Below are 24,376 nucleotides of genomic sequence, written 5' to 3' on the forward strand. Positions count from 1 at the left end.
GGAGAGGTGACGACCATGACGACGGTGCGCCGGCGGCCGGAGCTCGCCACCTTCCTGCGCAGCCGGCGGGCGCGGATCACGCCGGCCGAGGTGGGCATGGCGCCGGGGGCCAGGCGGCGGACGCCCGGGCTGCGGCGCGAGGAGGTCGCGCAGCTGGCCGGGGTGGGGGTCACCTGGTACACGTGGCTCGAGCAGGGGCGACCGATCAACGCGAGCGCGCAGGTGCTCAACGCCGTCTCCAGGACGCTGCGGCTCGACGTGGCGGAGCGCGAGCACCTGTTCCGGCTCGCCGAGGTGCCCTGGACGCCGGATCCGGTGCCGCAGACGGACAGCGTGGGCCCTGACGTGCGGCTGGTGCTCGACACCCTGGAGCCGCTGCCCGCGGTGGTCTACAACGCCCGCTACGACGTGCTGGGGACCAACGGCGTCTACCGCGCGATCTTCTACCCCGAGGAGTCCCCCGCGGCGGCCGGTGGCAACGCGCTGTGGCAGCTGTTCACGGGGCGGCTCGAGGAGTGTCCGCTGGTGTTCCGCGAGGCCGAGCTGCGGGTCATGGTGGCCACCCTGCGCTCGGCCTACGGCAACCACGTCGGCGAGCCGGCCTGGGAGCGGTTCGTGCGGGAACTGTCCGTGGCCAGCCCGGAGTTCGGGGCGATGTGGGCGAGCGGCGACGTGGTGCCGCCCGGGCCGGGGGTCAAGACCTTCAGGCACCGGGCGGTGGGCGAGCTGCGGCTGCGCTCGCAGTCGCTCTCGGTGCACGGCGTGCCCGAGGCCCGGATGGTCGTCTACGTCCCGGGGGACGAGGAGAGCCGGGCCGCGGTGGAGCTGCTGCGACGCTGTTAGGTCCTGTCCGGGCGATCTTCGAGGATCAGCCCGCGGCGTCAGACGCGGTACATCGCAAGGCACCGGATCGCAGCTCATACTTGGCCGTATTCGCGCGATTCGGTAACGCAGCGAGGTGCCGTGTATGGCGTCGCGGGCCCGAAGAAGATCGCCCGGACAGGGCCTAGACGTCGTCGCCGAGGACGGGCTCGGGGAGGGATCCCGCGTTGTGTTCGAGGAGGCGCCAGCCGCGGACGCTCTCGCCGAGCACCGACCAGCAGCAGTTGGAGAGGCCGCCGAGCGCCTCCCAGCTGGGCGGGGCGAGGCCGATCAGGCGGCCGATGGTGGTGCGGATGGTGCCGCCGTGGCTGACGACGACGAGGACCCCGCCGGGCGGCAGCTTCTCGGCCGCGCGCTCGACCAGCGGCGCGGCCCGGTCCGCCACCTCGGTCTCCAGCTCGCCGCCGCCGCGCCGCACCGGCTCGCCGCGCTTCCAGGCCGCGTACTGCTCGCCGAAGCGGGCGCGGATCTCCTCGTGGGTGAGGCCCTGCCAGTCGCCGGCGTAGGACTCGCGCAGGGCCTCGTCGTGGGTGACCGGCAGCCCGGTGACGGCGGCGAGCTCGGCGGCCGTCTCCCGGGTGCGGCTGAGGTCGGAGGAGATGATGGTGTGCGGCCTGAGGCTGGCGAGGAGACCGGCGGCGTGCCTGGCCTGGGCCCGGCCCGTCTCGGTGAGCTCGATGTCCATCGTGCCCTGGAAGCGGTGCTCCAGGTTCCAGGCGGTCTGGCCGTGCCGCCAGAGCACGATCCGGCGGGAGCCGTTGCCGGCGTTGCTGATGCTCAGCGGAGCTCACCGCCCGGCGCGCCGCTCTGGGCGGCCTGGTGCTCGTCGGCGTGGGCGGCGGCGCGGCCCTTCGTGGCCTCGGCGTCCTCCGGCAGCTCGAGCACCGGGCAGTCCTTCCACAGCCGCTCCAGGGCGTAGAAGACCCGCTCCTCCGCGTGCTGCACGTGCACCACGATGTCCACGTAGTCCAGGAGGACCCAGCGGCCCTCGCGCTCGCCCTCGCGGCGGACGGGCTTGACGCCGAGATCCTTCAGCAGCCGCTCCTCGATCCCGTCCACGATGGACTTGACCTGGCGGTCGCTGGGCGCGGAGGCCAGGAGGAAGGCGTCGGTGATGGCGAGGACGTCGCTGACGTCGTAGGCGATGATGTCGTGCGCGAGCTTGTCGGCCGCCGCCTGGGCGGCGACCTCGACCAGCTCGGTGGCGCGGTCCGTGGCGGTCACTGGTGCTGGGGTCTCCTCGGCTCGGTGGCAGGCGTTGTCACCCGTCCAGGGTCTCACGCCGCGCTGACACGGCCCCGGAGCGGTCAGCCTCCATAGTCCTCTCCCAGGATGATCGTCACATCGGCATTTCCGGCGCCCTCACCCTGCGTGACCGCCTCCTCGGGCAGGCCGAGGGTCCTGGCCGCCTCCAGGGCCGTCTCGCGGTGCGCCTCGTCGCCGTACAGTACCTGCGAGGACGGTTCGGTCCCGCCGGCCGCGCGGCTGTCCACGACCGTGAAGCCGCCGTTGACCAGCGCGATCCTCGCCGTCTCGGCGTTGCCCTGGACGCCGCTCGCGTCCCGGACACCGATCCGTGGCGCGCCGTTCGGGTCGGCGTTGCTGACGGTGCCGCCGAGGACCTCGGAGACCAGGCCCTCGGCCGTCTCGTCGCTGATGGTGCCGTCCACCTCGACCGGCAGCTGGGTGGTCTCGTAGGCATCGCCCTGGGCGTAGCCGGCGAGGCGGGCGAGGAGGTTGCCGAGCTGGTCCTCGGTGAGCGAGGGATCGACGATCTGGTTGAGGCCCTCGACCAGCCGGGTGGCGCCGGCCTCGTCGGCGGGCAGCTTCTCCAGCACGGCCTGCAGCACCTGGCCGAAGCGGGCCAGCTGGGCGGTGCCCGGCTCGTCCTCGCCGCGCAGGGTGGCGTAGGCGACGGCGGCCCGGCCGGCCAGCTGGACGTCCTCGCCGCGCGGCACCAGCGGGTCCTCGCCGTCCTCGCCCGGCACCTCGGCGTCGGTGGTGAGGGTGATGCCGCCGACCAGCTCGACCAGGGTCTCCAGGTAGGGGGTGTCGAGGCGCCAGGTGCCCTGGATGTCGGCGCCGAGCAGCCCGCCGACGGCCTCACGGACGGAGGCGGCGCCCTCGTTGGCGACGGCCTGGCCGAGGGTGGTGGTGCCGCCGTCCGGGGTGACGGACAGCTCGTTGGGCAGCAGCAGGGTGGTGCCGGTCTCGGTGGTCTCGTTGCCGACCAGCAGCACGGTGGAGGTCTCGTCGGAGTCCAGCGGCCGCAGGTGGACCACCACGACGTCCCGCACCTGGGCGCCGGTCGCGGTCTCGCCGCCGGTGCCGGAGTCGGCGAGGAACGGCAGCCGGTCGGTGGCGTACAGGTAGCCGACGCCGCCGAGGACGGCCAGAACCAGGAGGACGACCAGCAGCCGCTTGCGGGTGCGGCCGCGGCGCTTGGCCTCCTCGCGGCGCTCGGTGCGGCTCTCGCTGAACTTCAGCCAGTCGATGACGTCCTCGGCCTTGCCGTCCTCCTCCTCGACGAAGGCGAACTGCTCGGTCTGGTACTCGCCGTCGGCGGGCTCGGCGCCGCGCGCGGGCGGCACGGACGGCGTGGCCTGGGTGGACGGCGTGGCCTGGGTGGGCGGGGTGGCCGGCGCGGGATCGGCGGCGGGCGCCGCCGGCTCCGGCCCGTGGTCCTGGACGGGCGCCTGCTGGCCGGTGTCGTGACCGGCGGGCGCGGTGCCGTAGCCGGTGTCCCCGCCGTAGCCGTAGCCGTAGCCATAGCCGTACCCGTAGCCGCCCTGGGACTGGTCCTGTTGCGGATACTGCCCCTGGTGCTGGCCCTGCTGGTGGCCCTGGTGCTGTCCCTGGTCCTGGACGGGCGCCTGCTGGCCGGTGTCCTGACCGTAGCCGTAGCCGTAGTCCTGCTGTCCCCCGGTGCCGTACCCGTAGTCGTACTCGCCCTGCGCGGGCGGCTGTTGCGGCTCCGTGCCGTAGATCGGACGGCCGTACTCGTCGTAGCCGTAGATCTGTCCGGGCTGCCCGAACTGCCCGTACGGGTCCTGTCGGTCGTTCACCAGTGCCGCCCTTCAGCCGTTCAGCGCGCCGCCTGTGTCGGTCCCTCCGCGTCCTCCGCGCAGTCCCGGTAGAGGGCACGCTTGTTGATGTAGCGCACCACCCCGTCCGGCACCAGATACCAGACCGGGTCGCCCCTCGCGACCCGTTCGCGGCAGTCGGTGGAGGAGATCGCCAGCGCCGGCACCTCGACCAGCGACACCCCGCCGCTGGGCAGACCCGGGTCGGCCAGCGGGTGTCCCGGCCTGGTGACCCCGATGAAGTGGGCGAGCGAGAACAGCTCCGCCGCGTCCCGCCAGCCCAGGATCTGGGCCAACGCGTCGGCGCCGGTGATGAAGAACAGGTCGGCCTCGGCGTGCTCGGCCCGCAGCTCGCGCAGCGTGTCGATGGTGTACGTCTTGCCGCCGCGGTCGATGTCGATGCGGCTGACCGAGAACTGCGGATTGGACGCGGTGGCGATGACCGTCATCAGGTAACGGTCCTCGGCCGGCGAGACCGACCTGTGGTCCTTCTGCCAGGGTTGCCCCGTCGGCACGAAGATGACCTCGTCCAGGTGGAACAGCGCGGCGACCTCGCTGGCCGCCACGAGGTGCCCGTGGTGGATGGGGTCGAACGTGCCGCCCATCACGCCGATCCGGCGCTTGGGACGGGGTATCCGCTCTCGCATGCGCCGACCTTAGCGGTCGCGGTTGAGGCGGGTCGTGATCCAGAGCAGGAGCAGCAGCGCGGCCAGGGCGCCGCCGCCGATGGCGTAGGGGTTCAGGCTGTCGTGACCGCCGCCCTCGTTGGCGAGCGTGACCAGGGCTTCGGCGGCGGGCGAGGCGGAGAGCGTCATGAGGCTGGCCTATCCGGGAACGTGACTGACGGCTGAAACGTAGGGTCATCGTAAGCGGACGAGCCGGCAGCGGCCTCCCGCCCCCATCGCTTCGGAGCGCGGTGCGCCGGGCGCGGGCCGGGTCCGGCGCACCAGACCGAGGGGGCCGGATGACGGACAACGCAGACGGAACGGACAGCACGGACGGCATAGCCGAGGAGTCGGTGGAGCGGGACGGCGGGCGGCGGAGCTTCCCCGGCATCTCCTCCCGGGCGTACGAGCACCCGGCCGACCGCTCGGCGCTGGTGGCGCTGCGCAAGCTCACCGGCTTCGACACGGTGTTCAGGACGCTGAGCGGCATGCTGCCCGAGCGCAGCCTGCGGCTGCTCTTCCTCTCCGACTCGGTGCGGGTCGGGGAGCAGCAGTTCGCGCACCTGCACGAGATGCTGCTCGACGCCTGCCGGGTCCTGGACGTGGAGCGGGTGCCGCCGCTCTACGTCACGCAGGACCCCAACCCCAACGCGATGTGCATCGGCCTCGACCAGCCGATCATCGTGCTCACCACGGGCCTGGTCGAGCTGCTCGACGAGGACGAGACGCGGGTGGTCATCGGCCACGAGGTCGGGCACGCGCTCTCCGGGCACGCGGTGTACCGCACCATCCTGCTGTTCCTGACCTCGCTCGCGGTCCGGGTGGCCTGGATCCCGCTGGGCAACATCGCGATCATGGCGATCGTCACGGCGCTGCGCGAGTGGTTCCGCAAGTCGGAGCTCTCGGCCGACCGGGCCGGTCTGCTGGTGGGTCAGGACGAGGAGGTGTCGCTGCGCGCCCTGATGAAGCTGGCCGGCGGCAACCACCTGCACGAGATGAACGTGGAGGCGTTCCTGGCGCAGGCCGAGGAGTACGAGGCCGGCGGCGACCTGCGGGACTCCGTGCTGAAGATCCTCAACGTGCTGCCGCGCAGCCACCCGTTCGCCGCGGTGCGCGCCGCCGAGCTGCGCCGGTGGGCCCGTGGCCGCGACTTCCAGCGGATCATGGACGGCCACTACCCGCGCCGTGACGGGGACGGGGACGCGTCCGTGAGCGGCGCGTTCCGGGAGTCGGCGGGGCACTTCGGCGAGCGGGTGCGCACCAGCAGGGACCCGCTGATGAAGCTGGTCAGCGACGTGGCCGGCGGGGCCGGCGAACTCGGCGGCCGGCTGCGGGACTTCGCCACCGGGCAGGGCAGGTCCCGGGGCGCGGGCACGAAGGGCGCGGGCAACACCGGTACGGGTGACGCCGGTACGGGCGACGGAGGGGCCGGCGGCGGGCGTGCGGGGGATGACGGGCCCGGCGGGCCTAGTGGGTCCGCGCCGACTCCCGGGGATCGCTGAGCGGGGCGTACGCGCCGCACAGCACCGCCCGGCCGCCGTCCAGCGCGAACGGGTCGACGGGCGCCGCGGCCGGCGCCTCGGCCCGCTCGCCGGGCAGCAGCGGCCGCAGCGCGTCCGACGGGTCGCGCGCGCAGTCGCTCGGCCCGACGATCAGCTCGACCTCGCGCACCAGCACGTTGCGGTCGCGCAGCTCCTCCCGGCCGAACTGCAGCCGCAGCTGCCGCTGCACGGTGAACGCGGCGACCGTGGCCGGCGCGCCGTCCCCGGTGCCGGCGGCGCGCAGCGCGTAGGCGAGGACGTGGCGGGCGGTGACCTGGAGGGTGTCGTCGTTGGTCTCCACGAACGTGAACCCGCCGTCCACCCGGACCTGCCCGTCGGCCAGCGCGACCTCGGCCGGGTCGAAGCGGACCAGCCAGTCGGTCGGCACCGACTGGAGGCCGTGGCCGCGCATCGCGCTGTCGAACTGCCGCTGCTGCTCCGCGCCGAGCAGCTCGCGCACCGGCGTCACCGTGTCGCCGCCGAGCACCTCGGGGGTGAGGGCGCTGGCCACCACGTACTCCTTGGCCAGGGTCAGCGCGGTGAGGACCTGCTCGCGCGAGAAGTGGTCGGTGGCCCTGGGATCGGGCAGGTGGACGCCGCCGGCGCCGATGCCGTAGCCGGCGGCCGGGGTGCCGGCGAACGCCGCCTCGGCGTCGGCGCCGCCCGGCACGTCGCCCTCGGGGACCAGCACGACGGTGTCGGCGGCCGGCGGGTCGGAGTTGAGCCGGACCGGGGCGTCGTAGGGGTTGTTGTTGCCCAGGTAGATGGCGGCCGCGAAGGCCAGCAGGATGATCAGCGCCAGCGCTATGCCCTGCCTGGGCACCGCCCGACCCTCGGCCGGCTCGGGGTCGCGCCGGCGCACGGCCGTCGTGTGGTCCTCCAGGCGCTCCTGCGCCGAGAACTCCTGAAGCCGGGCAGCCCTGACGAACGACTCGTCGAAGACGGTCGACTGGTACTCCTCGTCCCCGGCTCCCGGGGTGCCCCCGGGAATCCCCTCGGGAGGATCTGTGCGCCCGGCCACCTGTCCAGCGTAAATCTCCGAGAGGGTGGTCAACAGCCCCAGTCGGCGGCGATTTTGTCCGACTCGCCGTGCGCCGGCGCACGCCGCCGGGTGCCACGCCCGGACACGAGCGCGTGGTGGTCATGGGGCGGACCGGCCGCTCAACGCCCCCCGCGGGGCTACAGGGAGCCGTCCTCGTCGGTGAACTCGGCCTCCACGGCCGAGCCCTCGCCGACCTCTCCCTCGGCCTCCTCCGCCGTGTCGGGGGCCGAGGGCTCGGTGGGGGCCGGCGGCGTCGGCCCTGGCAGCCGCGAAGGCCCTGAGCCGGCGCGCTGGATGGCTATCAGCGCGAAGGCGATGACGCTGATGCCCATCACCATGGCCAGCACGCAGGCGACCGGCCGCTGCCAGCGCACCGGCCGCCAGCCGGCGGGCGCCTCGGCGGGCGTGGGCCCAGGACCCGCGGTGCCGGAACCGGGTATCGCGCCGTAGCCGCCGCCGTAGGGCGGATAGGGCCCGCCGAAGGCCAACTCGTCCTGCTCGGCCTGCTCGTCGTACTCGCCGTCCGGCAGTTCCGGCAGGTAGCGGGTGTAGTCGGAGCGGTCGAAACGGCCCTCGTCGTCCGGGTCCTCGCCGTCCGCGTCCTCGTCGTCGTCGAGGAAGCCGGCCGGGTCGCCGCCCGGCTCGAACCCGCCGAGCCCGTCCGAGGATCCGGGGTCGAGGTCGGGGTCCCGGTAGAACCCGATCTCGCCGCCCGCCTCGGCCTCCAACTCGGCCTCGGACTCGGCGCGCTCCAGAGCCGCGTAGAGGATCCGCTCGGCCGCGGTCGGCTCGTGGACCTCGGCCGCCTCGATGAATGCCTCGTCCAGCACCACCGAGGCGAACGCCTCCTCGGCGGCCCCGATGTCCTCGCTGTTGGGCCCCTCGCCATTCGGCGACGGAAGGCCCCCCACGTCGTCCGGCACGCATCCAGCGTAGGCCGAATAAGCGGCCAGGGGGAGGGCCATCCGGATTTCACTCCACGGTGTGACCCTCGCCGGTGACCACGTAGCGCGTGGTGGTCAGCTCGGGCAGCCCCATGGGGCCGCGCGCGTGCAACTTCTGCGTCGAGATGCCGATCTCGGCGCCGAAGCCGAACCGGCCGCCGTCCGTGAACCGGGTGGAGGCGTTGACCATCACGGCCGCCGAGTCCATCAGCGAGACGAACCGCTTCGCCACCGTGCCGTCCCGGGTGACGATCGCCTCGGTGTGGCCCGAGGTCCAGCGGCGGATGTGGGCGACGGCCGCGTCCAGGTCGGGCACCACGGCGGCCGCGATGTCGTAACTCAGGTACTCGGTCTCCCAGTCGGCGTCGGTGGCCGGCACCACCTCGACGCCGGCGCCGTCCCCCGCCTTCCGCCACGCCTCGTCCCCGTGCACGGTCACGCCGGCCGCGGTCAGGGCGGCCAGCGCCAACGGCAGGAAGCGGTCGGCGATCCCGGCGTGCACCAGCACCGTCTCCGCCGCGTTGCACACACTGGGCCGCTGCGCCTTGGAGTTGACCAGCAGCTCGACGGCCATGTCCAGGTCGGCGTACTCGTCGACGTAGACGTGGCAGTTGCCGGTGCCGGTCTCGATCACCGGCACGGTGGACTCGGTCACCACGGTCTCGATCAGCGAGGCGCCGCCGCGCGGGATCAGCACGTCCACCAGGCCGCGGGCCCGCATCAGCTCGCGCACCGAGTCCCGGCTGGTGCCCGGCACCAGCTGCACGGCGTCGGCCGGCAGGCCGGCGCCGGCCACCGCGTCCCGCAGGACGCCGACCAGGGCCTCGTTGGAGGCGTAGGCGGAGGACGAGCCGCGCAGCAGCGCCGCGTTGCCCGACTTCAGGCACAGGACCGCGGCGTCCACCGTGACGTTGGGCCGGCCCTCGTAGATGATGCCGACCACGCCGAGCGGGACCCTGATCTGCCGCAGCTCCAGGCCGTTCGGCAGGGTCGAGCCGCGCACCACCTCGCCCACCGGGTCGGGCAGCGCGACGACGTCCCGCACGTCGAAGGCGATGGCCGCGATCCGCTCGGCGGTGAGGGTGAGCCGGTCGATCACGGTCTCACCGGTGCCGGCCTCGCGCGCCCTCGCCACGTCCGCGGCGTTGGCCTCGACGACCTCGGCGGCCCGCGCCTCGAGCGCGTCCGCGACCGCCAGCAGCGCCCGGTCCCGCGCGGTGCGCGGCAGCGGCGCCAGGGCGGCGGCCGCGGTCCTGGCGCGGCGGGCGGTGGCGATCACGGGGGAGTCGGCGGAGGCGGGCGCGCTGCTGGTCATGGTGTGCAGGGTAGTCGCCCGCGCGCCGGCGGCCGAACCCGTTCCACGAGGCGGTCCCCGCGGCCCGGCCGGGTCAGAACGGGTGGACGCCGACGGGCGCGGCCGGCGGTGGCCCGTAGCCCTCGGCGACGCGCTGGTGGTAGGTCTCCCGGCCGATCACCTCCAGGCCGACGATCTCCCACGGCGGCAGCTGCGCGGTGCGCCGGTGCTCCCCCCACAGGCGCAGCGCGACGGCCGCCGCGTCGTGCAGGTCGCGGGCCTCCTCCCAGTACCTGATCTCGGCGTGGTCCCGGGCGTAGCGGCTGGTGAGCAGGAAGGGGTGGTCGTTCGCCAGCCGTTCGAGGCCGCGACGGACGTCCTGCGACGGCGCGGCGGGTCCCGCCACGCTGAGCGTGATGTGCCACAGCCGGGCGGCGGGCTGCTCGGCGCCGGCCCGCGGCTGCTCCTCCCCCACCGCCCCGGTGCCTCCCTGGACGCTGGCCAGTCGCCTCACCGGCGGCCTCCTGACGTGGTGCTCGTGCTGCTGCCTGCTGGCTCCCTGGCGGGTGACGCGCGGAGAGCCACCCGTCGAGTGCATCAGCTCACGGGGCGCGGCGGGGGCCGTTTCCCGGAACCTTCGGTGGAAAGACTGGATCTTTCACAGATCCGGCACCGGCCGGATGTCCGTCCCGTATACGGCGGACGAGGGGATCATGCCCGCAACAGCACCAGGTCATCGCGGTGGACGACCTCCCGCTCGTAGGCCGGGCCGAGCTCGCGGGCCAGGTCGTGCGTGGAGCGGCCGATCAACCGGGGGATTTCCCGGGCGTCGAAGTTGACGAGCCCGCGGGCCACGGCGTGGCCCGACTCGTCGAGCAGTTCGATCGGCTCGCCGGCGGTGAAGTCGCCCGCCACGCCGGTGATCCCGGCCGGCAGCAGCGAGCTGCCGCGCTCGGTGATGGCCCGCACCGCGCCCGAGTCCAGCGTGACGGAGCCGCGCGGGGTCGAGGCGTGGGCCAGCCACAGCAGCCGTCCCGCGGAGCGGCGCCCGGTCGGCCGGAAGTAGGTGCCGGCGGGGGCGCCGGAGAGGGCGTCGGCGGCCTGGCTGGCGGAGGCGAGGACGACGGGGATGCCGGCGCCGGTGGCGATGGCGGCGGCCTCCACCTTGGTGACCATGCCGCCGGTGCCGACGCCGGCCCGGCCGGCCCGGCCGATCTCGATGCCGGCCAGGTCCTCGGGGCCTGCGACCTCCGCTATCCGGCTGGTGCCGGGCTTGGCCGGGTCCCCGTCGTAGAGGCCGTCGACGTCGGAGAGCAGCACCAGCAGGTCGGCGCGGACCAGGTGGGCGACGAGGGCGGCGAGCCGGTCGTTGTCACCGAACCGGATCTCGTCGGTGGCGACCGTGTCGTTCTCGTTGACGACGGGCACCACGCCCATGGTGAACAGCTGGTCGAGGGTGCGGTACGCGTTGCGGTAGTGGGCGCGGCGGCTGGTGTCGTCCGAGGTGAGCAGCACCTGGCCGACACGCCGTCCGTAGCGGGCGAAGGAGGCGGTGTAACGGGCGAGCAGCAGGCCCTGTCCGACGCTGGCGGCGGCCTGCTGGCGGGGCAGGTCCGAGGGGCGGCGCGACAGGCCGAGCGGGGCGAGGCCCGCGGCGATCGCACCGGACGAAACCAGTACGATCTGCCTCCCGTCCTGTTTCACCAGCACATCGACGAGTGCGTCCACCCGGTCGGCGTCGAGCCCTCCGGCCGCGGTGGTCAGCGAGGATGAGCCGATCTTGACGACGATCCTGCGGGCGTCGGAGACGTCCTGCCGTGGTGCCGCTGCCACCGTGGTACCCCTGCGTTCGTTCGTGCCCGGTCGAGCCGAGCTGTCGGGCGTAATCTACGCGACCCCCGCGTGCCCGAAGATCGCCGCTGCGCTCATACAACCGTAACCTCGCGGTTCGCCGCCGCGCCTTTTCCGGCCCCCGGCCCTCGGCCGCGGGGTCCGCCTTCGGTCGCGTTTCTCGCCGCCGCCGGTTTTCATGGCCTTGCGGCCGGTCACCTGCCCTGTCATTCGCCCACCCCCACGACGACATCACGGGAGCCCCACCTTGCCCGTCGCATCGCCGTCTCGTCGCGGCACGCAAGCTCTTGCCCCCGGCGCCCTGCTCGCCCTGTTCACCGCGCAGTTCCTCGGCGCGCTGCTGCCGAACGCGCCGCTGCTGTGCGCGGCGGGCGCCGGCGGCCTCGCGTTCGAACTCGCGGTGCGGCGCTGGCGCCCCGGAGCGCTGTCGCTGCTCAACCGGGTCCGCTGCGACGAGACGGTCAGACAGCTGCTGCGGGACCTGCTGTTCGTGCTCGGTCTTGCCCACCTCACGGACGTGGCCGGGGCGACGCGCCTGGTGCTGGTCGGCGGCCTGCTCGCCGGCTACGCGGCGCACTTCCTGTGCCGGGCGATCGGGATGGTGGTGCGGCGGCAGCGCACGCTGCCGGTGCTCACCAGGAACATCGACACCAGCGAGCTGCGGCTCCCGCCCGCCCCGCCGCGGCTGCTGACCGCCCCGGCCCGCCGGATCCCACTGATGTCCGTGCCGGCGACGGCCGGGCTGCTGGCCACCGTGGCCACCGGGCGCGCGCTGTGGGGGCTGCTCGGCATCGGCATCACGTTCGGGCTGCTCGCGGGGGCCGCCGCCCGGCTGGCGACCTGGCTGCTGCCCGGCAGGCGGCCGCCGGGCGAGGAGGCGGTGCTGGAGTGGTTCAGGCGCTGGCTGGCCGAGTACCGGCCCGAGGTCGGCCTGTACTTCTCCGGCGGCTCGGGCACCGCCTACCAGGCCAACATGTGGCTCTCCACGATGGCCGCGCTCGACCGCAGGGCGATGGTGGTGCTGCGGGAGCGGCCGATGGTCCAGCAGATCGCGGCCACCGAGCTGCCGGTGGTGTGCCTGCCCAGGGTCGCCCACCTGATGCTGCTCGAACACTCGTCGCTGCGGGTGCTGATCCACCCGGCCAACGCGCCCAAGACCTCGCAGGTGCTGCGGATCCCCACGATCAAGCACGCGTTCGTCAACCACGGCGAGAGCGACAAGCTGTCCAGTTGCAACCCGTACGCCAAGGTGTACGACGAGGTGTGGGTGGCGGGCCCGGCGGCGCGGCGGCGCTACGCGCTGGCGGACGTCGGGGTCGACGACCGGGACGTGGTGGAGGTGGGCCGGCCGCAGCTGGCCCCGATCCGCAGGGCCGCGGGCCCGCCGCCGCCCGAGGGTCCGATCACGGTGTTGTACGCGCCGACGTGGGAGGGCTGGACCGACGACCCGGGCAACACGTCGGTGATCCTGGCCGGCGAGAACATCGTCCGGGCGCTGCTCGACGACCCGCGGGTCCGGCTGCTCTACAAGCCGCACCCCATGACGGGCACCGTCAACCGCGCCGCGGCGGCGGCCGACGCCGCCATCCGCGCCCACATCGCGAGCGTCGGCGGTGCCCCGGCCCCCGTCCCGCCGCCCCTCGACGACGCACCCGTCCCCGCGCGGCGGGAGGCCGTGGGCCGGCAGGCCGACGACATGGAGCGGATGGCCGCGCAGGGGCCGCCCGAGCCGGAGCACGCCGCGGAGGTGACGGCCCATGCCACCGCGCGGACCGCCGCTTTCTGGGCGGCGCAGCCGGACCGCGCACACCTGGTGCTGACCGGCCCGCGGCCGGACATCTACAGCTGCTTCAACCAGGCCGACGTGCTGATCGCCGACGTGTCGAGCGTCGTCGCCGACTTCCTGGCCAGTGGCAAGCCGTACGCCGTCGTCAACACCAGCGGGCTGTCGGAGGAGGAGTTCCGCGCCGCCAATCCCACGGTGCGGGCCGCGACGATCGTGCCGCCCGACGCGGCGGGGCTGCCGGCGCTGCTCGACGCCGTCGCAGAACCGGCGCTCGACACGCTGGCGGCGGCCCGCGCCGAGCTCACCGAGTACCTGCTCGGCCCGGCCGAGCCGCCGTCGCTGGTCCGCTTCCGGGCGGCCGTGGACGACCTGTACGCGGCGGCCGAGGCCCGGCGGGCGCGGCAGCGGGACGACGAGGCCGAGGCCGACGGCGGGGACGGGGTCGAGGGCGCGCCGCGGTCGGCTAGCGAGCCAGCCGAGCGGTCAGCCAGTCGCCGATCCGCCGGATGACGGGGGGCTCGGGCGCGGACAGGCCGTGCCCGACCCCCGGCACCTCGATCAGCTCCGCGTCGGCCGGCAGCTCCCGGAACTCCTCGGGCCTGCCGAAGGGGTCGGAGCCGCCCTGCACCACCAGCACCGGCACCCCGGCCCCGGTCAGTTCCCCGGCCCGTGACTTCTCGGGGCGGCCCGGCGGGTGGAGCGGGAAGGACAGCGCCAGCACGGCGCGCGCCCCGAGCTCCCCCGCCGTGCGGCAGGCCACCCGCGCCCCCGCGCTGCGCCCGCCCGCGAACACCGGCAGTCCCGGCTTCGCCAGCGCCGGCCACAGCGCCCGCCACGCCGTGTCGAGGGTCCGCGGCGCGGGCGCCACGCGCTTGCCGGCGACCCGCCACGGCTGCTCGACCAGCGCCACGGTGATCCCCCGGGCCGGCAGGGCGGCGGCCAGGGCCTGGAGGTCGTCGGTCTCGACGCCCCCGCCGGCGCCGTGCCCGAGGGCCAGCACGGCACGGGCGCCGGCGGCGGCGTGCCAGGTGATCCGCGCGTCTCCCATGGGCGTGTGCACAGTTCGCGTCATAGGCCCTGATTGTGGCAGCCGGCGGCCGCCGCCCCAGGCCGCGCCTTAACGCCGGCTGACGCTATGGTTCCGAATTGATGAACGAGACTCGACAACTCACGGGAACCCAGGAGACCCCCGCCGTACCCCGGCAGGCCGCCGGCGGGGCCAAACAGCGGGACGCGTTCTTCGACAACGCCAAGTACCTGGCCATCGTCCTGGTCGCGATCGGACACGCCTGGGAGCCGCTGCGCGGCGACTCGCGCGTGGTCTCGGCGCTGTACATGGCGGTCTACGCCTTCCACATGCCCGCGTTCATCGTGATCTCCGGCTACCTGTCCCGCAGCTTCGACGGCCGCGCCGACCGGGTCCAGCGGCTGGTCACCGGCGTGCTCGTGCCGTACGTGGTCTTCCAGGTCGCCTACACGCTGGTGCTGCGCCGGCTCGCGGACGGCGAGAACGACGACACCTACGTCGGCCTGTTCGAGCCGCGCTGGCTGATGTGGTTCCTGCTGGCCCTGTTCATCTGGCGGCTGACCGTGCCGGTGTGGAAGGCGGTCCGCTGGCCGCTGCCGATCTCCCTGCTGGTGGCGGCCGTGGCCACCGCCTCGCCCTCCCTCGGCAGCGACCTGCAGATCCAGCGGGTGCTGCAGTTCATGCCGTTCTTCGTGCTCGGCCTCGTCCTGCGGCAGGAGCACTTCACGATGGTGCGCCGCACGGCCGTGCGGCTGCTCGCGCTGCCGGTGTTCGCCGGCGCCCTGCTGGTGGCGTACTGGGCCGAGCCCCGGCTGCCGTACCAGTGGTTCTACCACAAGCAGTCCGCACAGGAGTTCGGCGAACCGTGGTGGACGGGCCCGGTGATGACGCTCCTGATGTTCGGCTGCGCCGTGGTGCTGATCGCCTGCTTCTTCGCGCTGGTGCCCGGCCGGCGGATGTGGTTCACGGCGCTCGGCGCCGGCACCATCTCCGGCTACCTGCTGCACGGCTTCCTCGCCAGGGCCAGCATCGAGTGGGGCTGGTACGACGGCGAGCGGATGAGCGGGATCTACTTCGCGCTGCCGGTCACCACCGCGGTGGCGGCCGTGGTCATCACCGTGCTCTGCACCCCGCCGGTGCGGCGCCTCTTCAAGCCGGTGATGGAGCCGAGGCTCGACTGGCTCTTCCGCCGCGGCGACCGGGCCTGAGACGCGGGACGCCGGGAGCGCCGAGACGCCGAAGGCCGCCGGGGCTCTGCCCCGGCGGCCTTCGTCACGTGGTGGCCCGGCTCAGCCCTTGGCCTGCCCGATCTCCAGCATCCGGTCCACCACCCGGGCGGTGGCAAGGCCGTCCGACGGCTCGCAGAAGTCCCGCACGAACGCCGCGTACTTCTCGTCGTAGGTACGCCGCACCGTGTCGGCGGTGCGGATGGCGTGGATCAGCTCGGCCGAGGTCTTGATCAGCGGCCCGGGCGCCCGCTCGGTGAAGTCGAAGTAGAAGCCGCGCAGGGTGTCCCGGTAGTGCTCCAGGTCGTAGGTGAAGAAGAGCATCGGCTTGCCGGAGTGCGCGAAGTCGAACAGCACCGAGGAGTAGTCCGTGATCAGCACGTCGGTGATCAGGTAGAGCTCGGCGATGTCCGGGTAGGACGACACGTCGTACACGAAGCCCTGCCCGGCGCCCGGGATCGCGTCCAGGATCTTCGGGTGCTTGCGGAACAGGAAGACGTGGTCGTCGCTGAGCGCCTCGCGCGCCGCCGTCAGGTCGACCCGCAGGTCGAGCTTGAACTTCGAGGCCGTGTGCCGCTGGTCGTCCCGCCAGGTCGGCGCGTACAGCACCACCTTGCGGCCCTCGGGGATGCCCAGGGTGGCCCGCACCCGCTGCGCGATCTTCTCCCGGTCGGGGCGGTGGAAGATGTCGTTGCGCGGGTAGCCGGCCTCCAGGATCTCGCCCTCGCAGCGGAAGGCGTTGCGCATGATCGGCGTCGTGAACGCGTTGGGCGAGACCACGAAGTCGAACTGGCGGAACCGGTGCGGCAGGCTGGCGATGTACTGGAGGTTGGCCTTCGGGGTGCCGAGCAGGTCGGCGCCGATCTTCTTCAGCGGCGTGCCGTGCCAGGTCTGCACGACGCACTGCCCGTCGCGCCGCTCGTACCAGTCGCCGAGGCCGACGTTGGTGACGACGTACCGGCTGCGGGCCAGCGCCTCGTACCACTCGCGGCTGTGCCACTCCACGGGGCGGACCCCGGGCGGCAGGTCCACCTGCGCGTCGGCGACCGACCACAGGTGCTCGACCTCGATGCCGCGCCGCACGAACTCCTCGTAGATGGCGCGCGGCGAGTCCGAGAACTGCTTGCCGCCGAAGCTGTTGTAGAAGACGCTCTCGGTCAGCGGCTCCCGCTTGAACGCCGGGGTGTGCACCTGGCGCAGCTCGCGCTGCCGGTAGGCGCCGCGCTCCTCGCCGCGCAGCACCGGGCCCGAGCCGAGGAAGAGCCGGTCGAAGTAGCGGCGGTTGACGGCGTAGGTGCGGCCGGCGACCCGCTTCTTCAGCGGCAGCGTGTCGATCAGGTCGGCGCGCAGCTTCACGGGCACGTCGCCCTTGTTGCCCCAGGCGTCCTGGTCGCGCAGCGAGAAGTACCAGCGGCCGGCGCGCAGCGGCAGCACCGCGTCGTACGACGTCATCTTGTCGGGGGCGATCCGCACGCTGAACCGGCTCTCGGAGTCCGTCCAGTTGAGCGGCAGCACGTGCTCCTCGAACCGCTCGCCGTGCCGCAGCACGAAGCGCTTGCGGTCGCCGGGCCCGGTGTAGGAGCCCTCGACGAGCAGCACGCCCTCGCGGGTCCACTCCATCCGGTCGACCACGGCCTGCCTGGCCCGGTCGTGCAGCTTGAGCAGCCCGGGGCCGTCCGTGGTCACCGCGATCTCCCGGCCGTTGGGGCGCAGGTAGCGGCCCGGCAGGAAGCCCTCGAGCACGGTGGCGCGGCGCGAGGAGCCGTCGGCGAACTCGATGTGGGTGATGAAGTCGTGGGTCTTCTCGGTCGGCTCGGTGGCCACGGTCAGGTCGTCGAACGGGATCTCGGCGCCCCAGCGGGCCCACCGCTGGTCGCCGTCCCCGGCCTCCTGCGGGGCCAGCGGGTACTCGACGCCGCCCTGCTGCCCCTTGCGTACCACCCGCAGCTTGGTGGGCCGCTTGCCGCCGGCCGGCGAGCGAAGACCGAGGCGCAGCGCGTCGGCGGTGGCGGTCTGGTCGGTGACCTCGGCCTCGGGGACGTCGATGCTGAGCTGGAAGACGTCCTCGTGGAACCCGGCGATCAGCCGCGCCCCGTCGCCGAGGTAGCGGGCCTGCGAGTGTCCCGCGGAGCCGACGTCGACGCGCTGGGCCTTGCCCGGCACGTAGCCGCCGGGGCGTGGCAGGGCGAGCGTCAGGCCCCAGGTGCCGGACTTCCACTTGCCGCGCGACTTGAGCTTGGCCGGGTCGATGGTGATCTCGAAGCCGGCGTTGTCGTAGTTGTGCAGGGCCTGCTTGGAGTCGCGGGTGGCGCGCAGCGACTCCTGGGCGCGGAAGCGGACCGGGATCCGGCGCCCGCCGGGGGCGCGCAGCCAGGCGAGCCTGGGAAGCGTGCCGGGGCCGTTCGGCAGGTTGGCGACGAAGGCGTAGCCGTGCACGACGATCTTGCCGTCCTGCCACAGCACCTCGGTCGCCTTGGCCCGCACCGGCATCTCGCGCAGCCGCAGCCGGGTGACGGAGGCGGGCAGGCTGCGGCTGTCCACGCCGGGGATCGCCACGTAGGGGCGCAGCCGGCCGCGGACGGGGAAGGCCGAGGGGTTGACCCGCTCGAAGTCGATGACGGTGAGCAGGTCCGCGAGCCTGCGCTCGCGGACCAGCTCCCACTTGATGCGGGCGATGGGCGGGAGCTTGCGGAGCTTGGCCGAGTCGGCAGCGGCCAGGAACTCGGCGGCCGCGTCGAGGAACGCACGCTGGTCCTCGTCCGTGGCCTCCGGGAGGAACCGCAAACGGCGCGCGAGTTCCTCGGGGATGATGTCTTCTGGCTTGGCTACCACGTCAGTGCCTTCTCTTCCCGCTCTTCCACGTCTCTTCCTGTTGGCTCGGGCGTGGCCTGGCGTTACGGCGCCGGCACCGCGGCCGGCGCGTCGTCGGCGCCCGCCTCGCCCTGGGCCCGGTTACGGGCCGACGCCCTGGCGGCCAGGGCGCGCACCGCGGCCCCGAACCGCTCCTGGGAGGGCGGCTGGTCGGGCCCGAGCAGGTACTGCTTGAGCTCGGCGCGCTGGGTGGCCAGCACGTCGGCCGCCGGCTCGTGCACCGCGTCCAGCAGCTCGCCCAGCTGGGCGGCGTCGTTGGACAGGATGACGGCGGCCCGCACGGCCGTGTTCTGCCGCTTGAACTCGTCCTCGCCGAGGCCGGCCGAGTCGGTGACGGCGTAGGGCTTGCCGCTGGCGATCCAGTCGGACACGACGCTGGAGATGTCGGAGACCAGGGCGTCCGACTCGTTGAAGCAGTCGAACAGGCGCGGCTCGGGCCCGGTGATCACCCGGTGCTCCCACCAGCCCTGGGAGCGCCAGTAGAGCTCGTTCCACTCGCGGAACCGCCGCTCCTCCTCGGGCGCCTGGTCGAGCGGGGTCTGCGCGTCGCGTGAGGCTGAGGCGTCGTCCCAGCTGGCGGCCAGCGTGAGGGCCGGCCGGGCGGCGGTGAGCTCGCGCAGCGCGACCTGGGCGCGCGCCCGCTCCTGCGCGGTGCGCCCGGCCTCCGCGGCCCAGCGCGGGTCGGCGGCGCGCCTGGCGGCGGCCTCCTCGATCATGGCGACGATCCGCTGGTGGACGACGCCTGCCGCGCGGTCGCGGGTGCCGGTGAACGGGTGCGGCTTGTAGAGCACGCGGACCGGGCGCTCCGAGTCGAGCAGTCGCCGGATGATGTTCTCGCCGGCGAGCAGCAGCGACGTGTTGCCCGGGTCGTCGGTCCAGCCCTCCCAGGTGGGGGCGTAGAGGATGGTCGGGATGCGGCCGGCGGGCGGCTGCCCGGTGCCGGTGGCGATGGGGGCCAGCTGCGGCCGGCCGACCTCCACGATGTCCTCGTCGCGGACCCCGACGTCGGCGAGCGCGTAGCGGTCGCGGCCGGCCCGGCCCGCGGTCCACACCTCGTCGTACGCCTTGGCGTAGGGGTTGATGCTGGCGATCTTGTCGCTGTCGCCGTGACCGATGAAGACGTGCTTCATGGTGGGCACGCGCAGCAGGTGGAGGTTCTTGCCGACGTTGGCCGGGTAGAGGCCCACCCGCAGCATCGACAGGTCCATCTGCATCAGGTGCACGGCGCTCGGCACGCAGACCACGGGGAGCGTGGTGGTGCCCAGCCGGGCCATGATGGCCCGCTCGCGCAGGATGACGATGGCCTTCTCGTCCAGCTTCTCCAGGGTCTCCAGCCACATGTTGGCCTGGTAGGCGGAGTCCTTGGAGCCGGAGAAGTAGAGCGCGACGGTGGGCCGCTCGGCGCGCAGCCACTCGTCGAACCACTCCAGGGTGCGGTCCGGGTCGGGCGGCAGCTTGCTCGACCTGAAGAACGGCAGCAGCACCAGCATGTAGACCAGCACCAGGGCGATGGTGGCGGCGATACCGGCCTGTGCGTAGACCATCTCGTCGGTGGCCGCGGCGGCGAGCAGGCCGAGGAACATCGGCACCTCGGTGTGCAGCACCTTCTCCACGGCACGGTGGGTGAGCCAGCGGGGCGGGCCGTCGGGCACCGGCAGGGTCGACAGGTCGATGTTGCGGGTGGTGATGGGGAGCCGGCGCTTGCGGCGCAGCACCATCACCAGGGCGGTGTGCGGGGCCTGGAGGCCGTAGAAGACGAGCAGGCCGACGACGTAGTACACCGCCTCGTCGCCCCAGTCGGAGCGGACGAGCAACAGGATCAGCAGCAGCTGCCTGATCAGGAAGCGGATGGTGAGGCCGAGCCTGGCCTTGCCGAACCGCACCAGCACGTAGGAGCCGCGGCGGTGCAGGAAGTGGTCGCCGAGGTAGGAGCAGACCGCGGCGACGGCGAAGCCGCCGGCGGACGGCAGCAGCGCGGTGGCGAGCATCAGCGGGTAGCCGGCCGCCATCACCAGCGCCGCGACGAGCTCGACGCCGGAGGCCACCCCGACGAGGCGGCGCAGGAGACTTGCGATCATGCCACCTCCCCCGCGGCGTCGGCCTGCTCGGCGTTGAGGGCGGCGGCCAGGGCGCGCTCGAAGGAGCCCGCGTTGCTGGCCTCGGCGGTCGGGTCCTGCTGGCGGACGTCGATGACGTGGCCCGTCATGGCGGACAGCAGCACGTCGAGGGAGGTCCTGGCGACGGCCTCGGAGGAGAGCAGGCTGCCGGCGGGCTCCTGGCCGAAGGCCTTGGTGCGCATCGGGGTCGCGGTCCGCTCCGGGTTGACGCAGTTGACGCGGACGCCGTCGCCGGCCCACTCGTCGGCCAGGGCCTGGGTGAGGTTGACCATGGCGGCCTTGGTGGACGAGTAGAGGCTGTACTCGGCGCGGCCGCGGGTGTAGCTGCTCGAGGTGTAGAGCAGCAGCTGTCCCGAGGTCTCGGCGAGGTACTTGTGGGCGGCGCGGGCGATGCGGACCGGCGCCAGGTAGTTGACGGTCAGCGCCTCCTCGATGGTGGCGTCGTCCGTCTCGGCGAGCTTGCCGATGCGCAGCACGCCCGCGGTGTTCACCACGTAGTCGATGCGCCCGGTCTCGGCGTACGCCTTCTCCAGGGCCTCGGAGATGTCGCCCTGGTTCTCGACGTGCGTGCCGGTGGTGGAGCGGCCCAGCGGGTAGACGGTGGCGCCGTAGCGGGCGGCGAGGTCGGCGATGTCCTTGCCGATGCCGTAGGAGCCGCCGAAGACCACCATCGTCCTGCCGGACAGCTGCTCGCGGTAGGCGGCCTCGTCGGACTGCTGGGGGGCCGCGGTGGAGGCCAGCTGGAACATCTTGTCGGCGATGAAGACGTCGACGGGCTGGGTGACCTTCATGTTGAACTCGTCACCCGGGACGACGTGGATCGGCACGTCCGGCAGGTACTTCAGGACCACGGAGCAGTCGTCGGTGGCCTGGAAGTTCGGGTCGCCGGCGGCTATCTCGTAGGCGCGGCGGATGGTGGAGAGCCGGAAGGCCTGCGGGGTCTGGCCGCGCCGCAGCCGCGAGCGGTCGGGGACGTCGGTGATGAACTCGCCGTCCTCGCCGTGGGTGCGGGTCACGATGATGGTGTCGGCGGACGGTATCGCCACGTCCACGGCCTGGTAGCGCTCCAGGGCCCGCACGCAGTCGGTTATGACGCGCTGGGAGAGCAGCGGGCGCACGGCGTCGTGGAAGAGGACGTTGCGGTCCTCACCCTCGGCCAGGCCCTCGCCGAGCACCTCGATGGCCCGGCGGGTCGTCTCGTTGCGCGTGGCGCCGCCCTCGACGACGCGGCTGACCTTGGTCAGGCCGCTCTTGGCGATGAGCCGCTCCACGTCCCCCGCGTAGCCCGGGGCCATCAGCACGATGACGTCGTCGATGTCGGCTGACTCCTCGAAGACCGCCAGCGTGTGTTCGATGACCGCCTTTCCCGCGATCTTGATCAGCTGCTTCGGTATGGAGAGACCCACTCGCTGTCCGGTGCCGCCAGCGAGAACGACCGCGGTGGTGTGTGGGGACGGTCCTTCGGGTTGGATGGACAAGGCAGCTCCTGCCGGTATCAAAAGGTGTCGGCTACGCGAGGAGAAGGTTAACCCCCGTAGAAGCTTGACCCCTAAACCGGATGAACCGTTGTCGACTGTTATCGCTTTGTGATGTTGGCGCGTTACTCAGGGATGCCACCGGGGAACGGGGGACACGCTCAGTCAAATGGGTCGAATTCCTCGAATTCCCGCTGGGCGGTGTCCTGTCGGGCCTCCCGGCGGCGGGCGTCACGCTCCTTGCGCCGCTCCACCGCGGGCCGCACCTCGTTCATCCGGTGATCCTCGCCACGCCGGCCCAACATCTCGGCGCCGCCCACCATGGCGGGCTCGAAGTCGAACACGACCGCGTCGTCGTCCCCGCCGATGGCCACCCCGTCGCCCTCCCTGGCGCCGGCCTTGGCCAGTGCCTCCTCGACGCCGAGCCGGTTCAGCCGGTCCGCGAGATAGCCCACGGCCTCGGCATTCGAGAAATCGGTCTGCCGCACCCAACGCTCCGGCTTCTCCCCCCGGACCCTGAAGAAACCTTCACCTTCGGCGGTTACCGTGAAGCCGGCGTCATTCACGGCCTTCGGGCGGATCACAATGCGTGTCGACTCCTCCTTCGGCCGCGCCTCCCGAGCCCGGGTGACCAGCTCGGCAAGACCGTACGAGAGTTCCTTCAGGCCCTTGCGCGAGACCGCCGACACCTCGAATACCCGCAGGCCACGAGCGGTGAGATCCGGCCGAACGATCTCGGCCAGATCCTGCCCCTCCGGAATATCGGTCTTGTTGAGGACCACGATCCGCGGCCGGTCGTCGAGGCCGCCGTACTTGGCCAGCTCCTCCTCGATCACGTCCAGGTCGGTCAGCGGGTCACGGCCCGGCTCCAGCGTCGCGCAGTCCAGCACGTGCACCAGCACCGAGCAGCGCTCCACGTGCCGCAGGAACTCGAGCCCGAGCCCCTTGCCCTCGCTGGCGCCCGGGATCAGCCCCGGCACGTCGGCGACGGTGAAGACGGTGGACCCCGCCGTCACCACGCCCAGGTTCGGCACCAGCGTGGTGAACGGGTAGTCGGCGATCTTCGGCTTGGCCGCCGAGAGCACCGAGATCAACGAGGACTTGCCGGCGCTCGGGAAGCCCACCAGCGCCACGTCGGCGACGGTCTTGAGCTCGAGGACGATGCTGCGCTCCTCGCCCGGCTCGCCGAGCAGCGCGAAGCCGGGGGCCTTGCGGCGCGGCGAGGCCAGCGCCGCGTTGCCGAGCCCGCCACGGCCACCCTGCCCGGCCACGTAGGTGGTGCCCTCGCCCACCAGGTCGGCGAGCGGCGTCCCGTCGGCGGCGAGCACCACGGTGCCGTCCGGCACCGGCAGCACCAGGTCCTCGCCGGCCGCCCCGGTGCGGTTGCCGCCGGCGCCCGGCTTGCCGTTGGTCGCCTTGCGGTGCGGCCGGTGGTGGTACTCGAGGAGCGTGGTCACGTCCCGGTCGACCACCAGCACCACGTCCCCGCCGCGCCCGCCGTCGCCGCCGTCGGGGCCGCCGAGCGGCTTGTACTTCTCCCGGTGCACGGAGGCACAGCCGTGGCCCCCGTTACCCGCGACGACATGGATCTCGACGCGGTCCACGAAGGTGGTCATGACGGTGTGCCTCCAGGCGGGGGTCGGTGATGTGGTGAACGTCGCTGGTGAGTCGCTGGTGAAACGCCGAGGGCGGACCCGCTCTTCCCGGCCCGTGCCGGGAAGTCGGTCCGCCCTCGGTGGAAAGCCGCTGGTTACTCGGCCGTGGCCAGGACCACGTTGATGACGCGGCGGTCGCGGTGGGTGCCGAACTCGACCGTGCCGGCGCGGAGCGCGAACAGGGTGTCGTCCTTGCCGCGGCCCACGCCCGCGCCCGGGTGGAAGTGGGTGCCACGCTGGCGGAGCAGGATCTCGCCGGCCTTCACGGTCTGGCCGCCGAAGCGCTTCACGCCGAGGTACTGGGGGTTCGAGTCGCGGCCGTTCCGGGTGGACGACGCGCCCTTCTTGTGTGCCATCTGCCTTAAGTCCCTTACTTCGCGTTCGCGGCCGGGGCGGGGATCTCGGTGACCTTCAGCTGGGTGAGCAGCTGACGGTGACCCATCCGCCGGCGGTAGCCGGTCTTGTTCTTGAACTTCTGGATCCGGATCTTGTCGCCCTTGTGGTGGTCGACGACCTCCGCCTGGACCTTGACGCCGGCCAGCACCCACGGGTCGCTGGTCACGGTCTCGCCGTCGACCACGAGCAGCGTGGAGAGCTCGACGGTGTCGCCGGCGCTCTTGTCGGCCAGCCGGTCGACCTCGATGACATCGCCGACAGCGACCTTCTGCTGACGGCCGCCGGTGCGCACGATCGCGTACACGCGGAACTCCCTCTTCTCGATTCGGAACCCCTGACGCCAGCAACGGGCGAACCCGGCCTCTCCCCCGGCGCGAGCGGCGACGCCGCGCGCCTCGCGGGAAGGTAGTTGCTCAGGAGCGATCGGCCTGCCTGGTGACATGCCGACGGCCAACAATACGGAGGCGCCGACAAGGGGGTCAAATTCGCCCCCCACGCGGGCCGGCCCTCCCCCGGGCCGA

Annotated in this window: 21 protein-coding genes; 4 read left to right on the forward strand and 17 right to left on the reverse strand. The window is 73.0% G+C overall.

Going from position 1 to position 24,376, the window contains the following annotated elements; translation table 11 throughout:
- Positions 1–15: 15 nt before the first annotated feature.
- Positions 16–843, forward strand: a complete 828-nt coding sequence (locus tag ACFWI8_RS22765; protein ID WP_387094656.1) for a helix-turn-helix transcriptional regulator — start codon at positions 16–18, stop codon at positions 841–843.
- Between the two features lie 163 nt (positions 844–1,006).
- On the opposite strand, the gene ACFWI8_RS22770 is transcribed toward ACFWI8_RS22765, so the two are convergent.
- From ACFWI8_RS22770 to ACFWI8_RS22790, 5 genes are all read right to left on the reverse strand, one after another.
- Positions 1,007–1,624, reverse strand: a complete 618-nt coding sequence (locus ACFWI8_RS22770) for a histidine phosphatase family protein (RefSeq protein WP_387094590.1) — start codon at positions 1,622–1,624, stop codon at positions 1,007–1,009.
- A 35-nt stretch (positions 1,625–1,659) separates the two neighbouring features.
- On the reverse strand, positions 1,660–2,106 hold the full coding sequence (gene rsfS, locus ACFWI8_RS22775) for a ribosome silencing factor (protein ID WP_387094592.1): 447 nt from the start codon (positions 2,104–2,106) through the stop codon (positions 1,660–1,662).
- Positions 2,107–2,189: 83 nt separating this feature from the next.
- On the reverse strand, positions 2,190–3,947 hold the full coding sequence (locus ACFWI8_RS22780) for an LCP family protein (protein WP_387094594.1): 1,758 nt from the start codon (positions 3,945–3,947) through the stop codon (positions 2,190–2,192).
- A 20-nt stretch (positions 3,948–3,967) separates the two neighbouring features.
- Complete coding sequence (gene nadD / locus ACFWI8_RS22785; protein ID WP_311598467.1) at positions 3,968–4,612, reverse strand: nicotinate-nucleotide adenylyltransferase; 645 nt, start codon at positions 4,610–4,612, stop codon at positions 3,968–3,970.
- A gap of 9 nt (positions 4,613–4,621) precedes the next feature.
- Positions 4,622–4,780 carry a hypothetical protein gene (locus tag ACFWI8_RS22790; protein ID WP_387094596.1) on the reverse strand — a complete coding sequence of 53 codons (159 nt, stop codon included), beginning with the start codon at positions 4,778–4,780 and terminating at the stop codon, positions 4,622–4,624.
- A gap of 149 nt (positions 4,781–4,929) precedes the next feature.
- Here ACFWI8_RS22790 and ACFWI8_RS22795 point away from each other — a divergent pair, with 149 nt between their 5' ends.
- Positions 4,930–6,132 carry a M48 family metallopeptidase gene (locus tag ACFWI8_RS22795; protein WP_387094598.1) on the forward strand — a complete coding sequence of 401 codons (1,203 nt, stop codon included), beginning with the start codon at positions 4,930–4,932 and terminating at the stop codon, positions 6,130–6,132.
- Here the strand turns inward: ACFWI8_RS22795 and ACFWI8_RS22800 are convergent.
- From ACFWI8_RS22800 to proB, 5 genes are all read right to left on the reverse strand, one after another.
- Positions 6,098–7,192: a hypothetical protein gene (locus tag ACFWI8_RS22800; RefSeq protein ID WP_387094600.1), complete on the reverse strand. Its 1,095-nt coding sequence runs from the start codon at positions 7,190–7,192 to the stop codon at positions 6,098–6,100. The genes ACFWI8_RS22795 and ACFWI8_RS22800 overlap by 35 nt on opposite strands.
- A 158-nt stretch (positions 7,193–7,350) precedes the next feature.
- Positions 7,351–8,136, reverse strand: a complete 786-nt coding sequence (locus ACFWI8_RS22805; protein ID WP_387094602.1) for a hypothetical protein — start codon at positions 8,134–8,136, stop codon at positions 7,351–7,353.
- 49 nt (positions 8,137–8,185) lie between these two features.
- Positions 8,186–9,472: a glutamate-5-semialdehyde dehydrogenase gene (locus tag ACFWI8_RS22810; RefSeq protein WP_387094604.1), complete on the reverse strand. Its 1,287-nt coding sequence runs from the start codon at positions 9,470–9,472 to the stop codon at positions 8,186–8,188.
- 73 nt (positions 9,473–9,545) lie between these two features.
- Positions 9,546–10,049: a hypothetical protein gene (locus tag ACFWI8_RS22815; RefSeq protein ID WP_387094606.1), complete on the reverse strand. Its 504-nt coding sequence runs from the start codon at positions 10,047–10,049 to the stop codon at positions 9,546–9,548.
- 113 nt (positions 10,050–10,162) lie between these two features.
- A complete protein-coding gene (gene proB / locus ACFWI8_RS22820; RefSeq protein ID WP_387094608.1) occupies positions 10,163–11,284 on the reverse strand; it encodes a glutamate 5-kinase in 1,122 nt (373 codons plus the stop codon).
- Positions 11,285–11,549: 265 nt separating this feature from the next.
- Between proB and ACFWI8_RS22825 the strand changes: the two genes are divergently transcribed.
- Positions 11,550–13,598: a hypothetical protein gene (locus ACFWI8_RS22825; RefSeq protein WP_387094610.1), complete on the forward strand. Its 2,049-nt coding sequence runs from the start codon at positions 11,550–11,552 to the stop codon at positions 13,596–13,598.
- On the opposite strand, the gene ACFWI8_RS22830 is transcribed toward ACFWI8_RS22825, so the two are convergent.
- Positions 13,552–14,160: an alpha/beta family hydrolase gene (locus tag ACFWI8_RS22830; protein WP_387094612.1), complete on the reverse strand. Its 609-nt coding sequence runs from the start codon at positions 14,158–14,160 to the stop codon at positions 13,552–13,554. The two genes, ACFWI8_RS22825 and ACFWI8_RS22830, sit on opposite strands and share 47 nt — an antisense overlap.
- A 77-nt stretch (positions 14,161–14,237) precedes the next feature.
- On the opposite strand from ACFWI8_RS22830, the gene ACFWI8_RS22835 reads away from it, so the two are divergent.
- Entirely contained in the window at positions 14,238–15,323 is a 1,086-nt protein-coding gene (locus ACFWI8_RS22835) for an acyltransferase family protein (RefSeq protein ID WP_387094614.1), read from the forward strand.
- 81 nt (positions 15,324–15,404) lie between these two features.
- Here the strand turns inward: ACFWI8_RS22835 and ACFWI8_RS22840 are convergent, their stop codons facing one another.
- The 6 genes from ACFWI8_RS22840 to rplU form a co-directional block, all read right to left on the reverse strand.
- Positions 15,405–18,173: a CDP-glycerol glycerophosphotransferase family protein gene (locus ACFWI8_RS22840; RefSeq protein ID WP_387094615.1), complete on the reverse strand. Its 2,769-nt coding sequence runs from the start codon at positions 18,171–18,173 to the stop codon at positions 15,405–15,407.
- A 62-nt stretch (positions 18,174–18,235) separates the two neighbouring features.
- Positions 18,236–20,290 (reverse strand): hypothetical protein, encoded by a 2,055-nt coding sequence (locus tag ACFWI8_RS22845; protein WP_387094617.1) that lies wholly within the window; start codon positions 20,288–20,290, stop codon positions 18,236–18,238.
- Positions 20,287–21,801, reverse strand: a complete 1,515-nt coding sequence (locus ACFWI8_RS22850) for an SDR family NAD(P)-dependent oxidoreductase (protein ID WP_387094658.1) — start codon at positions 21,799–21,801, stop codon at positions 20,287–20,289. Before ACFWI8_RS22850 ends, ACFWI8_RS22845 begins: the two co-directional genes overlap by 4 nt.
- A 164-nt stretch (positions 21,802–21,965) precedes the next feature.
- Entirely contained in the window at positions 21,966–23,420 is a 1,455-nt protein-coding gene (gene obgE / locus ACFWI8_RS22855) for a GTPase ObgE (RefSeq protein ID WP_387094619.1), read from the reverse strand.
- 134 nt (positions 23,421–23,554) lie between these two features.
- On the reverse strand, positions 23,555–23,815 hold the full coding sequence (gene rpmA, locus ACFWI8_RS22860; RefSeq protein WP_311598442.1) for a 50S ribosomal protein L27: 261 nt from the start codon (positions 23,813–23,815) through the stop codon (positions 23,555–23,557).
- 14 nt (positions 23,816–23,829) lie between these two features.
- Positions 23,830–24,159, reverse strand: a complete 330-nt coding sequence (rplU, locus tag ACFWI8_RS22865; RefSeq protein WP_387094621.1) for a 50S ribosomal protein L21 — start codon at positions 24,157–24,159, stop codon at positions 23,830–23,832.
- Positions 24,160–24,376 lie beyond the last annotated feature (217 nt).

It is taken from the genome of Streptomyces sp. NPDC127098 (assembly GCF_042722465.1).
In the GTDB taxonomy this organism is placed as follows: domain Bacteria; phylum Actinomycetota; class Actinomycetes; order Streptomycetales; family Streptomycetaceae; genus Streptomyces; species Streptomyces millisiae.